Below are 15,086 nucleotides of genomic sequence, written 5' to 3' on the forward strand. Positions count from 1 at the left end.
GCGCGGCGGGGAGAAAAACATGCGTGTTCTGGTTCTCGGCAGCGGTGTGATTGGTACCGCCAGTGCTTACTACCTCGCCCGTCAGGGCTTCGAGGTGGTGGTGGTCGACCGCCAGGATGGCCCGGCACTGGAAACCAGCTTCGCCAACGCCGGCCAGGTTTCCCCCGGCTACGCTTCGCCCTGGGCTGCCCCGGGCGTGCCGCTGAAGGCCATCAAGTGGCTGCTGCAGAAGCACGCGCCGCTGGCGATTAAGGCCACCGGTGACGTCGACCAGTACCTGTGGATGGCGCAGATGCTGCGCAACTGCACCGCCAGTCGCTATGCGATCAACAAGGAACGCATGGTGCGTCTGTCCGAGTACAGCCGCGACTGCCTCGACGAGCTGCGTGCCGAAACCGGTATCAGCTACGAAGGCCGTCAGCTTGGCACCACCCAACTGTTCCGCACCCAGGCCCAGGTCGATGCTGCCGCCAAGGACATCGCCGTGCTGGAAGCGTCCGGCGTGCCGTTCGAGCTGCTCGACCGCGACGGCATCGCCCGCGTCGAGCCGGCCCTGGCCAGCGTCAAGCACAAGCTGGCCGGTGCCCTGCGCCTGCCCAACGACCAGACCGGCGACTGCCAGATGTTCACCACCAAGCTGGCGGACATGGCCAAGGCGCTCGGCGTCGAGTTCCGCTTCGGCCAGAACATCCAGCGCCTGGACGCCGTGGGCGACCGCATCAATGGCGTATGGATCGACGGCAAGCTGGAAACCGCCGACCGCTACGTGCTCGCCCTCGGCAGCTACAGCCCGCAACTGCTCAAGCCGCTGGGCATCCGCGCGCCGGTGTATCCGCTCAAGGGCTACTCGCTGACCGTGCCGATCACCAATCCGGAAATGGCACCGACCTCGACCATTCTCGACGAGACCTACAAGGTTGCCATCACCCGCTTCGACGGTCGTATCCGCGTTGGCGGCATGGCCGAGATCGCCGGTTTCGACTTGTCGCTCAACCCGCGTCGCCGCGAAACCCTGGAGATGATCACCTCTGATCTCTACCCGGAAGGCGGCGATCTGCAGCGCGCCGATTTCTGGACCGGCCTGCGCCCGGCCACGCCTGATGGCACGCCGATCGTGGGTGGCACCGCCTTCCGCAATCTGTTCCTCAATACCGGTCACGGCACCCTGGGGTGGACCATGGCTTGCGGTTCCGGTCGCCTGCTGGCCGACCTGATGGCCAACAAGCGCCCGCAGATCAGCGCTGATGGCTTGGATATCTCGCGTTACTCGCGCAAGGCTCGCGAAGTGCATAGCGCACCGCAGCCGCTGCGCACCTGATAGGCTGCGCGGCCCGGAAATTCAAAGGAGATTCGCAGCATGTCGATCCAGCGCCTGCATGTGGCCAAGCGCTACAGCGAAGTGGTGATCCACAACGGCACGATTTACCTCGCCGGCCAGTTGGCCGACGACTTCGACGGTGACATCCGTGAGCAGACCCGCCAGACCCTGGCCAACATCGACAAGATGCTGGCTGAGGGTGGCAGCGACAAGAGCAAGATCCTCTCGCTGACCATCTTCCTCAAGGACATGGCCGACTACGATGGCCTCAACGCCGAATACGACGCCTGGGTCGCCGATGGCCATGCACCGGCGCGCGCCTGCGTCGAGGCGAAGATGTACAAGCCCGAGGTGCTGGTGGAAATGTGCGTGGTGGCTGCCGTTTGAGGCAGTCATCGCAGTGAACAGTTTTTGCGGCCCGCCCTCCCTGGCGGCCGCCCTTGCGGGCCGTCGCAGAGCGACGTCAAAAATTGTTCCAGACAATTTTTTGCGGCCCGCCATCCCTGGCGGCCGCCCTTACGGGCCGTCGCGGGGCGACGTCAAAAATTGTTCCAGAAAATTGTTTGTGTTGGCTTCTCGCCCGGCTCCCCGCCGGGCTTTTTTTACACCGCGTAATGCGGATGCAAGTCGAACCGTCCCCGGAGCCATCCGGGCTACGAAACCAGCGAAGCAGTGAGAAATAACGAACCATGCGCCCTGCCCGTGCCCTTATCGACCTGGACGCCTTGCGTCACAACTACCAACTGGCCCGCGAGTTGAGCGGCGCCCGCGCTCTGGCCGTGGTCAAGGCCGATGCCTATGGACACGGAGCGGTGCGTTGCGCGCAGGCGCTCGAAGCCGAGGCCGATGGTTTTGCCGTAGCCTGCATCGAAGAAGCGCTGGCGCTGCGCGAGGCCGGCATCGGGGCGCCAATCCTGCTGCTCGAAGGCTTCTTCGAGACCGACGAACTGGCGCTGATCGACCAGCATGACCTATGGTGCGTCGTGCATGCGCAGTGGCAGATCGAGGCCATCGAACAGGCCCAACTGAGCAAGCCGCTGAGCGTGTGGCTCAAACTCGACAGCGGTATGCACCGCGTTGGCCTGCATCCAAGCGATTACCAGCAGGCTTATCGTCGTCTGCTGGCCAGCGGCAAGATCAGCAAGATCGTGCTGATGACCCACTTCGCCCATGCCGACGAGCCCGAGTGCGAGCGTACTGCCGAGCAGTTGGCCGTTTTCCAACAGGCGCGCGAAGGCCTGGCCGCCGAGGTCAGCCTGCGCAACTCACCGGCCGTGCTCGGCTGGCCACAAGTGCCCAGCGACTGGGTGCGCCCCGGCATCATGTTGTATGGCGCCACGCCGTTCGAACAGGCTCAGGAGCAGGCCGCGCGTCTGCTCCCGGTGATGACCTTGGAGTCGAAGGTGATCAGCGTGCGCGAACTGCCAGCCGGCGAGCCCGTGGGTTACGGTGCGCGCTTCGTCTCCGAGCGACCGACTCGTGTCGGCGTGGTTGCCATGGGCTATGCCGACGGCTATCCACGCCATGCACCGACCGGCACGCCGGTGATGGTGGACGGCCAGCCGACTCGCCTGATCGGCCGTGTGTCGATGGACATGCTCACCGTCGACCTCACTGATCTGCCACAGGCGGGTCTGTGCAGCCGTGTCGAGCTGTGGGGTAAGCAGGTGCTGGCCAGCGATGTGGCCATGGCTGCGGGCAGCATTCCTTATCAGATTTTCTGCAACCTGCGCCGAGTACCGCTGCTCTATCTCGGGGGCTGATTCGACCGGCTGTAGAAGAGCATGAACGCAAGTGTTGTAAATTCCGAACGCTATGCCATGATACGGACACTTTCCGTATCACTCCCAGAGGGGGACCCCAGCATTGGACGTCGGTGTTCGACTGCAATCGATTCGTAAGCTCAAAGGTCTTTCCCAGCGTGAACTCGCCAAGCGGGCGGGCGTCACCAACAGCACCATTTCCATGATCGAGAAGAACAGCGTGAGCCCCTCGATCAGCTCGCTGAAAAAAGTGCTAAGCGGTATTCCCATGTCGCTGGTGGAATTCTTCTCCCTCGACATGGAGCAGGAGAACCAGATTCAGGTGGTCTACCGGGCCTCCGAGCTGACCGATATCTGCAGTGGCGCCATCACCATGAAGCTGATCGGCAAGGCTCATCCGAGCCGCGCCATTTCCTTCCTCGACGAGACTTACCCGGCCGGCACCGATACCGGTGACGAGATGTATGCCCATGAGGGCGAGGAAGCCGGCATGCTGGTCGAAGGCAAGCTGGAGCTGACCGTGGGCAACGAGGTGTTCATCCTCGAACCGGGCGACAGCTACTACTTCGAGAGCAGCAAGCCGCACCGCTTTCGCAACCCGTTCGATGTGCCGGCACGTCTGATCAGCGCCACCACACCGGCCAATTTCTGAATCCGATTCCCGCCCCCTTGGCTTGGCCGCGGGGGCGTTTTTCGTGCAAGCCCCGATTCGCCAACTCGTCGAGCGCCAGTCCGCTTCTGTGGCGCTAGAGTAGGGGCCCTCTCTCAATGGATAGGCCGGCTTCGGTCCGGCATGGCAAGGAGCCGCCAATGGCAGCCAGCAACAAGTGGTTGATGTCCTCGTTCGCCTACTACCTGGATTTTTTCACGGTGCCGCTGCTGTTCGCGCTCGCCCTGTGGCTGGGCCCCGTACAGTTCTGGCAGATCGCAGCTGGCGTGTTGCTCTGGAGCTTCGTCGAATACGCCATGCATCGCTTCCTGTTTCATTCCCTGTACCGGCGTGAGCACTGGACGCATCACGTCGACGTACTGGCCTTGATCGGCATCTCAAGCTGGAAGACCACAGCCACCTTCGTCGGCCTTTTGCTTCTGTCCCAGGCGCTCGGGCTGGCCTCGCTGCTCGCTGGCGTGATGCTGGGCTACCTGGCCTACATCGGCCTGCATTACGTGATGCATCGGCCCGAGCATTGCTTCTATCGCTTCATGCCGGGGCTGATCGCCAACCATGACCTGCACCATCAACGTGGCGTGGAGCAGAATTTCGGGGTTTCTTCGCCACTCTGGGATCATGTCTTTGGCACTTACGTGCGGATGCCGCAGAATGATCTGGCCGAGAAAATGGAACCTCGACGGTCGCCCACAAGCCAATAACCCTGCGACAATATGGGTTGTTTCGGTGGGACGCGCTTGCCGTTATACTGTCGCCCGCTCGCGAAACCGTGGCCGCGGGCGTGACTAGCCACGAAGAGGGTGTACCGTGAATCTGATGAAGAAAATGCTGGCAGTACCGGCTGCCGTATTGGCCCTGTGGGCAGTGACTGCTCAGGCCACGACCGATGAAGCCATCGCCGAGCGCCTCAAGCCTGTAGGCGAAGTGTGCATCATGGGCGAAGAGTGCAAGGGCGTCGAAACCGTCGCTGCATCCGCCGGTGGTGGTGCGCGTAGCGCTGACGACATCATCGCCAAGCACTGTAACGCCTGCCATGGTGCTGGCGTGCTGGGCGCACCGAAGATCGGTGACACTGCTGCCTGGAAAGAACGTGCTGACCACCAGGGCGGCCTCGACGGAATCCTGGCCAAGGCGATCTCCGGTATCAACGCCATGCCGCCGAAGGGCACCTGCGCTGATTGCTCGGATGACGAACTGCGCGAAGCGATCCAGAAGATGTCCGGTCTGTAAGACCCGCCGCTTCCCTGAAAAAACCGCCCTCTGGGCGGTTTTTTCGTTTCTGGCTCTGGCATGCAACCATGCCGGTGGCTACACAGTCCAAGCAGCATTCGCCACGGATGCCGCAAGGAGCGCCAGATGCCGCACACCTGTACCCTCGAGCAGGCCGTCGACCACGTGCTGAGCGAGATCGACGGGCCGATTCATCTGGGCCTGCCCCTCGGCCTGGGCAAACCCAATCGCTGGGTGAACGCGCTCTATGAGCGCATGCGCAATCTGCCCGAGCGGCAGCTGACCATCTACACCGCGCTGTGCCTGGCACGCCCACGTGCCGATCAGGACCTGCAGCGGCGCTTTCTCGAGCCGTTCGTCGACCGCGTCTACGGCGATTATCCCGAGCTGCAGTTTCTCGCTGATCTGCATGCCGGCAACCTGCCGGGCAACGTGCGTGTCGAGCAGTTCTTCTTCCAGCCGGGCAGCCTGCTCGAATGCGAACCGGCGCAGCAGGACTACATCAGCAGCAACTACAGCCATGTCGCCCGCGACCTCAATGCCAAGGGCCTGAACCTGGTCGCCCAGCTGGTTGCGGCCCACCCCGCACAGCCCGAGCATTTCAGCCTGAGCTGCAACCCGGACGTCACCCTCGACCTGTTGCCGTTGCTGCAGCAGCGTCGCGCGGCGGGCGAAACCGTACTCAGCGTCGCCCAGATTCACAGCGACCTGCCCTACATGGCAGGCGATGCTCAGGTGTCGCGCGATACCTTCGATATCCACATCGTCGAGGATGAGCGCACCACACTGTTTTCAACGCCGAACATGCCGGTGACGCTGCAGGATCATTGCATCGGCCTGCTTGCCAGCACCCTGGTGCGTGATGGCGGCACGCTGCAGATCGGTATTGGCGCGATGGGCGATGCGCTGGCCGCGGCCCTGATGGCCCGTCAGCACGACAACTCGCGTTACCGCAGCCTGGTGCAGGCACTGGGTGGTGGCGGCAACTGGGGGCAGACAATCAACGCCAACGGCGGCCTGACCCCGCTCGAACAAGGTCTGTATGGCTGCAGCGAGATGTTCGTCAACGGTTTGCTGGCGCTGGCCGAGGCTGGTCTGGTGCGGCGTGCGGTATACCCGGATGTACGTCTGCAGCGCCTGGCGCTCGGTGGTGCGCTGGATGATCAGGGGCGCCCGCGCAGCGTACAGGCCCTGCTCGATGCCGGGCTGGCGTCAGCACTGCAGCCTTCTGAGCTGAGCTGGCTGCATGAGTGCGGTCTGCTGCATGGTGATGTGCAGTTGGAGGATGGCTGCTTGCATCTGCCAGACGGCAGTCATGCGGCAGCGGATCTGGGTGATCCGGATACTCAGACTCGCCTGCAACCCTGGCTCGGCCGTGCGCGGGGTGGTGTGTTACTGCATGGTGGCTTCTTCCTCGGGCCCGAGGGCTTCTATCGCCGCCTACGCGAGCTGGAGGATGCCCAGCGGCAGCGCTTTGCCATGACCGGTATTCGCTACATCAACGAGCTGTACGGCGAAGAGACACTCAAGCGCCTGCAGCGCCGTGAGGCGCGCTTCATCAATACCGTATTCACCATGACCCTGCTGGGTGCCGGAGTGGCGGATCAGTTGGAGGACGGCCGCGTGCTCAGCGGCGTGGGCGGGCAGTACAACTTCGTCGCCCAGGCGCATGCACTGGAGGACGCGCGCTCTATTCTGCTGCTGCGCAGCTGGCGCGAGTCGGGAGGGGAGGTCAGTTCCAACATCGTCTGGGAGTATGGCCACGCCACCATTCCCCGGCATCTGCGCGATATCGTGGTGACCGAGTACGGTATCGCCGATCTGCGCGGCAAGACCGACGCCCAGGTGATCGAGGCGCTGCTCAATATCAGCGACTCGCGCTTCCAGAGTGGGCTGATCGAGCAGGCGCAGCAGGCGGGCAAGCTGCCGGCGGATTTCCGTCTCGATCCGCGCTTTGCCAACAATCTGCCCGAGCGTCTGCAGCTATTGCGCGAGCAGCATGCTGAGCTGTTTGCCGAATACCCGCTGGGCAGCGACTTCAGTGCCGTCGAGCAGGACCTGGTGCGGGCGCTGAGCTGGCTCAAGAGCAAGCTGCGCCTGACCGAGGTGCTGGAGCTGGGCAAGGCCACGCTCGATGCGCCGGAGCCGGGCGCCTATCCCGAACACCTGCGGCGCATGAGCCTGGAAGCCCCGGATGGCGTGCGCGAGGCTTTGTACCAGCGCTTGTTGCTAGCGGGGCTGCAGGCGACCGCCGCGCGCTGAGGCGAAGCGCGACGCCGTGTACAGCCCTTAGTCGAGGAAGCGTACCTGGCCGTTTTCCAGCGCTGCGACACGGGCCAGCGATTCGACGCGGTAGCCTTCGCTTTGCAGCAGGTTGCGACCGTCCTGGAAGGACTTCTCGATGACGATGCCGATGCCGGCAATCTGGGCGCCAGCCTGTTGGATCAGGTCGATCAAGGCCTTCGCAGCGTGGCCGTTGGCGAGGAAGTCGTCGATTACCAGCACCTTGTCTGCAGCCGTCAAGTGACGCGCGGAAATGGCGATGGTGCTTTCGGTCTGCTTGGTGAAGGAGAACACCTTGGAGATCAGCAGGTCGTCCTTGAGCGTCAGCGACTGGAACTTGCGCGCGAAGATCACCGGGATTCCCAGCTCCAGGCCGGCCATCACTGCCGGGGCGATGCCCGAGGCCTCGATGGTGACGATCTTGGTGATGCCCTGGCCGGCGAAACGCTGGGCGAACTCATGGCCGATCTCCTGCATCAGGCGCGGATCGATCTGGTGGTTGAGAAAGGCGTCCACCTTGAGTACGTGCTCGGACAGCACGATGCCTTCGCTGCGAATCTTCTGTTTCAACGACTCCACGGTCGATCCTCTGGTTGAGCAGAAAAGCTGCCGATTTTCGCTCAAAACACCCCGGATTGTGTAGTGAAACCGAAGCCTGACTGACAGTCGTAGCCAGTTGACCGCTCAGACAGGTTGTTGGCGCCGTAGCCCGGATGCAATACGGGGCGCTCGGCTCAGGCGCTCTTGGTCAGCCTGCGCAGAATGTCCCTGGGGATGCCGCGGGTATCGAGCGGCAACTTGTCCGGTGCGGGTTCCAGGCCCAGTTCGTAGAGCCAGTTGAGGGCGTATTCGCGCAGTTGCTTGAGCTCGTAGGCCTGCCACTGCTGGCGAATCGGCGCAAAGGCTTCGATCTCGTAATCGAAGGCGCGCAGCGGTTTGCGCCCCGTCAGCGCGGCGCTGAGCAGCGGGTGCGCATGCAGGTCATCGAGGGTGAACAGGAACGACTCGCGCATGGCGATGCGCTGCGCTGTGTCGAGGTTGGGTACCTGGCTGTAGCGGTCGGGATCGAGTTCGATCTGCTGGCGCTGTTCGCTGTGCTGATCCTCTGGTAACAGGCTCAGGACGCTGCCGCTTTCCAGGTCCAGCCAGTGTTCCTGCTGTTCGCGTCCGTTGATCAACTGAACCAAGGCGTCGAGGTCGAGAGTGAATGTGCGCATGGTTTCAGCCCCTGTTTCTGAACGTGGTGTTCTTCTGACTGGCAAATATGGCGAGGGTGCCGGTGGCATCGAAGTGGTGGGCTGAAGCCCACCAGACAACCAGTCCCCGCTTCAGCGCTTGAGCATGGCGCGCATATTGGCCAGGGCGTCGTTGCCGCGCGCGGTCTTGACCTCCGTCGGCGCCTCTTCCAGGCCTTCCCAGACCAGATCTTCCTGCGGCAGCTCATCAAGGAAGCGGCTCGGCGAGCAGTCGATGATTTCGCCGTACTGCTTGCGCTTGGCGGCGAAGGTCAGTGCCAGGTTGCGTTTGGCACGGGTGATGCCGACATAGGCCAGGCGCCGCTCTTCCTCGATGGTGTCGGCCTCGATACTGGAGCGGTGCGGCAGTATCTCTTCCTCGAAGCCGATGATGTACACCGAGGGGAATTCCAGGCCCTTGGAGGCGTGCATGGTCATCATCTGCACGCCCTCGGCGCCTTCTTCCTCTTCCTGCTGGCGTTCGAGCATGTCACGCAGTACCAGCTTGCCGATGGCGTCCTCGATGGTCATGTCGCCGTCTTCGTCGCGTTCCAGCGTGCTTTTCAGTGCCTCGACGAGGAACCAGACGTTGCCCATGCGCGCCTCGGCCACCTTGTCGCTGGAGGCGTTCTGCCGTAGCCAGTTCTCGTAGTCGATGTCCATCACCATGCTGCGGATGGCGGCGATCGGGTCGTTCTGCGCGCATTCCTGACGCACCCGATCCATCCATTTGGTGAAGCGTTGCAGGCGTTCGGTGAAGCGCGCGTCGAGGTGCTCGCCGAGGCCGATCTCGCCAGCGGCGGCGTACATGCTGATCTTGCGCTCGCTGGCGTAGTTGCCGAGCTTTTCCAGGGTGGTCGAGCCGATCTCGCGGCGCGGCACGTTGATCACCCGCAGGAAGGCGTTGTCGTCGTCCGGGTTGACCAGCAGGCGGAAGTAGCTCATCAGGTCCTTCACCTCTTGGCGGGCGAAGAAGCTGGTGCCGCCGGACAGGCGATAGGGAATCTGGTGGTGCTGCAGCTTCAGCTCCATCAGTTTGGCCTGGTAGTTGCCCCGGTAGAGGATGGCGAAGTCGCTGTACGGGCGCTGAGTGCGTAGGTGTTCGGTGAGAATTTCCAGCGCCACCCGCTCGCACTCGGCGTCTTCGTTGCGGGTACGGATCACGCGGATCTCGTCACCATGGCCCATCTCCGACCAGAGCTGTTTCTCGAACACGTGCGGGTTGTTGGCGATCAGCACGTTGGCGCATTTGAGGATGCGGCTGGTGGAACGGTAGTTCTGCTCCAGCATCACCACCTTCAGCGAAGGATAGTCTTCCTTCAGCAGCATCAGGTTTTCCGGGCGCGCGCCGCGCCAGGCGTAGATCGACTGGTCGTCGTCGCCGACCACCGTGAACTGGTTGCGCATGCCCACCAGCATCTTCACCAGCAGGTACTGGCTGGCGTTGGTGTCCTGGTATTCGTCGACCAGCAGGTAGCGGATGCGGTTCTGCCACTTCTCCAGGATGTCGGCGTGCTCCTGGAACAGCTTCACCGGCAGCAGGATCAGGTCGTTGAAGTCCACCGCGTTGTACGCCTTGAGCGTGCGCTGGTAGTGCAGGTAGACGATGGCGGCGGTCTGCTCCTTCGGGCCACGGGCATTGGCCAGCGCCTCGTCGGGCAGGATCAGGTTGTTCTTCCAGCTGTCGATGTAGTTCTTGATCTCGTCGGCACCGTCATCGCCGGAATACTCCTTCTGCATGATGTCGGTGAGCAGTGCCTTGATGTCGCCATCATCGAAGATCGAGAAGCCGGGCTTGTAGCCCAGGCGTGCGTATTCCTTGCGGATGATGTTCATGCCCAGGTTGTGGAAGGTCGACACGGTCAGGCCGCGTGCCTCGCTGCCCTTGAGCAGGGTGCCGACGCGCTCCTTCATCTCGCGCGCGGCCTTGTTGGTGAAGGTCATGGCGACGATGTGCTGGGCACGGATGCCGCAGTTCTGCACCAGATGGGCAATCTTGCGCGTGATCACGCTGGTCTTGCCGGAGCCTGCGCCGGCGAGCACCAGAAGTGGGCCGCCGACATAGTTCACGGCCTCTTGTTGCCGGGGGTTCAGTCGGGACATGGGATCGATCACAGAAAAATGGCCGCGCATTTTAACAGGCCTGGCGGCTTCTGCCGCGACCGTCCGGAACTGTGGCCTGGCGCACGGAATTGAAGCGCAGCGCGCTGGGTTATCGGAACGGATGCAGTACTCTGGTTCCACTTGCCGGTTTTTTGGCTATACCTCAGGATGTGCGTTCACTTTCACCCGGATGTGATTGATTAGACGTCGGTTAAGACGCGGTCAGGCGACACGATTCGCCATCATTCTTGATCATTGGGGGAGGTCGCTTGTCCACGCTCGTCGAACCCATGCGCCTGGTTCTGCTGGCAGATTCGCCTGGCTGGGCCGAACTGTTGCGCGAGCACCTGGGCGCCCTTGGCAGCCCCTCTCCGTTGATCACCGCACCGTCCTGGGACGCGGCCAGCAACCTGTTCGATGATCACGCCAGTGGCCTACTGCTGGCCACGCCGCAGCGAATGCCCGAGGCCGGTCAATGCCCGTTGCCTATGGTGCTGCTGCTCGAAGACGAGCCCAACGAGGAGCCGGTCGGTGTCAGTGACTGGCTGGTGCGCAGCAGTCTCAACCTCGATGTCTTGCGCCGCTGCCTGCGCTACGCGCGTGAGCAGGGCAATCTCAAACATACCCTGCAGCGTCTCGCCGAGCAGGACCCGCTTACCGGTATCGCCAACCGCCAGGGTTTCCAGACCCTGCTTGCTGCGCGCCTGGCCGAATGCGGCGGCCGTGGCCTGGTGCTGGGACATCTCGACCTTGATAACTTCCGTCACGCCAACGACGCCCTGGGCTACCAGGGCGGTGACCGCCTGATTTTGCAAGTGGTGGCGCGTCTGAAGAACCTGCTGCAGCCCTGCGACCAACTGGCCCGCCTGGGCAGCGACGAATTTGCGCTGTTACTGGACGTGCGTCGCGACCCACAGCGCGTCGAGCGTCTGGCCGAGCGCGTCACCGAAGTGCTGGGTGAGCCCTATTGGGTCGACGGCGAGAGCCTGCTGATCGGTTGCAGCCTGGGGCTGGCTCATGCCCGCGCCGGGGAGGGCGCCGACCCGCTGCTATGGCACGCGCATATCGCCATGCAGCACGCCAAGAGTCAGCAAGGTTGCGTGTTTCACGTCTATGACGAGCGCCTCAACCGTAGTGCACGTAGCCAGGCCGATCTGGAGAGCGAGCTGCGCCGCGCGTTGCGTCGGGACGAGCTGGAGCTGCACTACCAGCCGCGCCTGTGCCTGAAGAGCGGGCGCATCGTTGGCCTGGAGGCACTGGTGCGTTGGCAGCACAGTGAACGCGGGCTGCTCTCGCCCAACGAGTTCGTGCCGCTGGCCGAGGAAACCGGGCTGATCGTGCCGCTCGGTTACTGGGTCATCTCCCGCGCGCTGCGCGACATGCAATGGTTGCGTGGGCGTGGCCTGCCGGCACTGCACATGGCGATCAACCTGTCATTCCGTCAGTTCCAGGACAGTCAGTTGCTGCCGACGCTCAGCCGCCTGATCGAAGAGCGCGGTGTCGATGCCCAATGGCTGGAGTTCGAGCTGACCGAAACCGCAGTCATGCGCCGCAGCGATCAGGTGCAGCAGACCATGTTGGCACTGGGGCGGCTCGGCGTGCGTTTCTCGCTGGACGACTTCGGTACCGGTTTCTCCTCCTTCGTCCACCTCAACAGCCTGCCGATCACCCTGTTGAAGATCGACAGGAGTTTCGTCGGCGGCATGGGCGAGCGCGCTGAGAACCGTCAACTGGTACGGGCGATGATCAACCTGGCGCACAACCTCAATCTCGAAGTGGTGGCCGAAGGGGTGGAGAACATCGAGCAGCTCGACATGCTGCGTCAGTTCGGCTGCGATCAGGTGCAGGGCTACCTGATCAGCAAGGCCGTGCCGCTGGCCGAGCTGGCGCGTTTTTTGGTGTTCGGCATGCGCCAGCCGCTGCTCGGCGGTGGTTCGTGAACCGCCGGGTTACGACAGGCAGATGTCGCCTTCGAGACCTTTCGGCCGTTGCAGGCGCGCGATCTTCCATTGGAAACCCAGCACCAGGCCGGTAGCCGTCGCCGCCAGGCCTGCAGCCAGACCCCACCAGACGCCATGGGCGCCCCAGCCCAGCGGGAAGGCCAGTAGCCAGGCCAGCGGCGCGCCGATGCACCAGTAGCCGGTCAGGCCGATCACCAGAGTGGTACGACCGTCGTTGAGCCCCCGGATCGCACCCATGGCGATGCTCTGCAGGCCGTCGAACAGCTCGAACCAGGCGGCGATCGCCAGCAGGCTCACCGCCAGGGTGACGATATCGGCGAACGCCGGATCATGCCGGTCTAGGAACAGGCCGATGATCCACTCCGGCAGCAGCCAGAACAGCAGAGCGAACATCAGCATCAGTGCCGCGCCGAGGCACATGCCCAGATGCCCTGCCAGGCGTGACAGATGCAGGCGGTTGGCGCCGTAGTGCAGGCCAACGCGAAAGGTCACCGCATAGGACAGGCCCTGCGGCACGATGAACGCCAGGGCAACTGTCTGTATGGCGATCTGATGGGCTGCCAGTTGCACGCTGCCCAATGCACCCATGCACAGCGTGGCGAAGGTGAACAGGCCTTGCTCGGCGGCGTAGGTGCCGCCAATCGGCAAACCGAGGCGCAGCAGATCGCGTATCTCGGCCCGCTGCGGGCGACCCAGGCCGCCTCTTAGCTTGTACCCTCGGTAAGTTGGTGAGATCAGGATATACAGCGCCAGAGCCAGTGCCATGGCGCTGCTGACCAGCGCGGTGGTCATGCCGATACCGCTCAGACCGAGGCTCGGCAGGCCGAACCAACCCTTGATCAGCGCATAGTTGATGGCGAAGTTGGCGGCCGTACCGACGATGCTGATGGCCATCACCGGGCCAGGATGGCCGATGGCGCTGGTGAAGCCGCGCAGGGCCATGAAACACAGGTAGCCGGGCAGGGCCAGTGACAGCGGGCGCAGGAAGGCCATGGCCTGGTTGGCCGCTGCAGGGTCCTGGCCCAGATGCGGTAGCAACGGGCCCAGCCCATTGAGGCACAGTGCACTGGCAACGCCCAGCAGCATGGCCAGCCAAAGTCCGTTGCGCAGCAGACGGGTGACGCCGCTCGGGTCACCGGCACCATGACGAATCGAGACCAGGCTGCCTACCGCGGCGATCACGCCGGTGCAGAAGATCGAGAAGATGAAATAGCAGGTGGCACCCAGCGCGCCCCCGGCCAACTGCTCCGGGCCGAGCATGGCCATCATCAGCGTGTCGGTAAAAATCATCAGCGCGTGGGCCAACTGCGCGGAGATCAGCGGGCCGGCCAGGCGCAGCAGTGCACCCAGCTCATGGCCAAGGGAATTCTTCATGATGAGTAAAACTTCGGTAGGGTAAGCATCCCCAGACTGTCGTCGGGTGAGCAATGGCCGCTATTCTCGGGTTTATAGTGATTGCCCACAAAAGGAAAATAACCATGCCAGGCATGACTAAAACTCATGGAGCAGTGCAATGACCCGCCGCCTTCCTCCGCTGTACGCACTGCGTGCCTTCGAGGCTGCCGCCCGCCATGCCTCATTCACCCGGGCTGCCGAGGAGCTGGCTATTACGCAGAGTGCGGTAAGTCGGCATATCCGCACGCTGGAGGATTACTTTGCCTGCCGCCTGTTCGAGCGCCGCGGCCGCAGCCTGCAACTGACCGACCCAGGTCGCGCCTTGCTGCCGGGGTTGAGCGATGGCTTCGATGCACTGGAGCGAGCCAGCGCCGCGTTGCGCATCGACGATCAGGTGCTGCGCCTGAAGGCGCCCTCCACCCTGACCATGCGTTGGCTGCTGGCCCGTCTGTCGCACTTTCGCCTGGCCAACGCGGATAGCGAAGTGCAACTCACCAGCGCGTGGATGGATGTGGACAAGGTCGATTTTCGCCACGAGCCATTCGACTGCGCAGTCCTTCTTTCCGACGGCCAGTTTCCTGACGAGTGGGAAAGCGTGCTGCTGTTCGAGGAATGGCTGACCCCGGTGTGCGCGGCCGCTGATACGGTGGCCGGCCCGTGGACGCTGGCACGTCTGCAGGCTGCCGAACAGCTGCATCCGACGCCGGATAGGCGCGACTGGCGGCGCTGGTTGCAGGCCACCGGCCTGGGGGAGCAGGTGCCACTGAAGACCGGTCAGCTGTTCGACATGCTCGAACTGGGTATCGTCGCGGCTGCGCGGGGATATGGCGTGTCCATCGGCGACCTGCTGATGGTGGCCGAGGACGTAAACGCTGGTCGACTCGGTCTACCCTGGCCAACGGCGGTATTCAGTGGTGACAGCTACTATCTGGTATGGCCGCGTGGCCATCGCGCCCAGGCGCGTCTGCAGCGGTTGCGCGATTACCTGTTGGCAGAAGTGGCGGCGATGCAGCTCCCGCAGGTGGAGCGTTTGCTGTGACCATGCTGGCTTTTTGATAATTAATGATGGCCATTCGGCAGACGCCAATTGACCAACCATACTACTCAGGTATCCTGCCGCGCCCTCGG

The 15,086-nt window shown here is 63.2% G+C and carries 13 protein-coding genes; 9 read left to right on the forward strand and 4 right to left on the reverse strand.

The features are described 5' to 3' along the window. Positions 1 to 19 precede the first annotated feature (19 nt). From dadA to EL191_RS01590, 7 genes are all read left to right on the forward strand, one after another. Complete coding sequence (dadA, locus tag EL191_RS01560; protein ID WP_041976019.1) at positions 20 to 1,318, forward strand: D-amino acid dehydrogenase; 1,299 nt, start codon at positions 20 to 22, stop codon at positions 1,316 to 1,318. A gap of 39 nt (positions 1,319 to 1,357) precedes the next feature. After that, positions 1,358 to 1,705, forward strand: coding sequence for a RidA family protein (locus EL191_RS01565; protein WP_013713456.1), 348 nt, complete (start codon positions 1,358 to 1,360; stop codon positions 1,703 to 1,705). 302 nt (positions 1,706 to 2,007) lie between these two features. Further along, positions 2,008 to 3,081 carry an alanine racemase gene (gene alr, locus EL191_RS01570; RefSeq protein WP_041976020.1) on the forward strand — a complete coding sequence of 358 codons (1,074 nt, stop codon included), beginning with the start codon at positions 2,008 to 2,010 and terminating at the stop codon, positions 3,079 to 3,081. Positions 3,082 to 3,184: 103 nt separating this feature from the next. Further along, complete coding sequence (locus EL191_RS01575) at positions 3,185 to 3,733, forward strand: cupin domain-containing protein (protein ID WP_013713458.1); 549 nt, start codon at positions 3,185 to 3,187, stop codon at positions 3,731 to 3,733. Between the two features lie 158 nt (positions 3,734 to 3,891). Then, complete coding sequence (locus EL191_RS01580) at positions 3,892 to 4,452, forward strand: sterol desaturase family protein (RefSeq protein ID WP_013713459.1); 561 nt, start codon at positions 3,892 to 3,894, stop codon at positions 4,450 to 4,452. Between the two features lie 106 nt (positions 4,453 to 4,558). Then, positions 4,559 to 4,981 carry a c-type cytochrome gene (locus tag EL191_RS01585; RefSeq protein WP_013713460.1) on the forward strand — a complete coding sequence of 141 codons (423 nt, stop codon included), beginning with the start codon at positions 4,559 to 4,561 and terminating at the stop codon, positions 4,979 to 4,981. A 126-nt stretch (positions 4,982 to 5,107) separates the two neighbouring features. Next, positions 5,108 to 7,243 carry an acetyl-CoA hydrolase/transferase C-terminal domain-containing protein gene (locus EL191_RS01590; RefSeq protein WP_041976022.1) on the forward strand — a complete coding sequence of 712 codons (2,136 nt, stop codon included), beginning with the start codon at positions 5,108 to 5,110 and terminating at the stop codon, positions 7,241 to 7,243. A gap of 27 nt (positions 7,244 to 7,270) precedes the next feature. Here EL191_RS01590 and EL191_RS01595 read toward each other — a convergent pair whose 3' ends face one another. The 3 genes from EL191_RS01595 to rep form a co-directional block, all read right to left on the reverse strand. After that, positions 7,271 to 7,843 (reverse strand): xanthine phosphoribosyltransferase, encoded by a 573-nt coding sequence (locus tag EL191_RS01595; RefSeq protein ID WP_013713462.1) that lies wholly within the window; start codon positions 7,841 to 7,843, stop codon positions 7,271 to 7,273. Positions 7,844 to 7,998: 155 nt separating this feature from the next. Next, positions 7,999 to 8,481, reverse strand: coding sequence for a UPF0158 family protein (locus EL191_RS01600; protein WP_013713463.1), 483 nt, complete (start codon positions 8,479 to 8,481; stop codon positions 7,999 to 8,001). A gap of 111 nt (positions 8,482 to 8,592) precedes the next feature. Beyond that, positions 8,593 to 10,602 (reverse strand): DNA helicase Rep, encoded by a 2,010-nt coding sequence (gene rep, locus EL191_RS01605; RefSeq protein ID WP_041977130.1) that lies wholly within the window; start codon positions 10,600 to 10,602, stop codon positions 8,593 to 8,595. A 269-nt stretch (positions 10,603 to 10,871) separates the two neighbouring features. On the opposite strand from rep, the gene EL191_RS01610 reads away from it, so the two are divergent. Next, positions 10,872 to 12,542: a putative bifunctional diguanylate cyclase/phosphodiesterase gene (locus tag EL191_RS01610; protein ID WP_041769319.1), complete on the forward strand. Its 1,671-nt coding sequence runs from the start codon at positions 10,872 to 10,874 to the stop codon at positions 12,540 to 12,542. Positions 12,543 to 12,551: 9 nt separating this feature from the next. Here EL191_RS01610 and EL191_RS01615 read toward each other — a convergent pair whose 3' ends face one another. After that, positions 12,552 to 13,937, reverse strand: coding sequence for a NorM family multidrug efflux MATE transporter (locus EL191_RS01615; RefSeq protein ID WP_013713466.1), 1,386 nt, complete (start codon positions 13,935 to 13,937; stop codon positions 12,552 to 12,554). A gap of 139 nt (positions 13,938 to 14,076) precedes the next feature. On the opposite strand from EL191_RS01615, the gene EL191_RS01620 reads away from it, so the two are divergent. Continuing rightward, positions 14,077 to 14,997, forward strand: coding sequence for a LysR substrate-binding domain-containing protein (locus EL191_RS01620; RefSeq protein WP_013713467.1), 921 nt, complete (start codon positions 14,077 to 14,079; stop codon positions 14,995 to 14,997). Positions 14,998 to 15,086: the final 89 nt, after the last annotated feature.

The organism is Pseudomonas mendocina (assembly GCF_900636545.1).
GTDB lineage: Bacteria > Pseudomonadota > Gammaproteobacteria > Pseudomonadales > Pseudomonadaceae > Aquipseudomonas > Aquipseudomonas mendocina.

Bases quoted from the DNA above. Each gene is read 5' to 3' on its own strand.
- dadA (WP_041976019.1), top strand. From the start codon at position 20: ATGCGTGTTCTGGTTCTCGGCAGCGGTGTGATTGGTACCGCCAGTGCT.
- EL191_RS01565 (WP_013713456.1), top strand. From the start codon at position 1,358: ATGTCGATCCAGCGCCTGCATGTGGCCAAGCGCTACAGCGAAGTGGTG.
- alr (WP_041976020.1), top strand. From the start codon at position 2,008: ATGCGCCCTGCCCGTGCCCTTATCGACCTGGACGCCTTGCGTCACAAC.
- EL191_RS01580 (WP_013713459.1), top strand. From the start codon at position 3,892: ATGGCAGCCAGCAACAAGTGGTTGATGTCCTCGTTCGCCTACTACCTG.
- EL191_RS01590 (WP_041976022.1), top strand. From the start codon at position 5,108: ATGCCGCACACCTGTACCCTCGAGCAGGCCGTCGACCACGTGCTGAGC.
- EL191_RS01600 (WP_013713463.1), bottom strand. From the start codon at position 8,481: ATGCGCACATTCACTCTCGACCTCGACGCCTTGGTTCAGTTGATCAAC.
- rep (WP_041977130.1), bottom strand. From the start codon at position 10,602: ATGTCCCGACTGAACCCCCGGCAACAAGAGGCCGTGAACTATGTCGGC.
- EL191_RS01615 (WP_013713466.1), bottom strand. From the start codon at position 13,937: ATGAAGAATTCCCTTGGCCATGAGCTGGGTGCACTGCTGCGCCTGGCC.
- EL191_RS01620 (WP_013713467.1), top strand. From the start codon at position 14,077: ATGACCCGCCGCCTTCCTCCGCTGTACGCACTGCGTGCCTTCGAGGCT.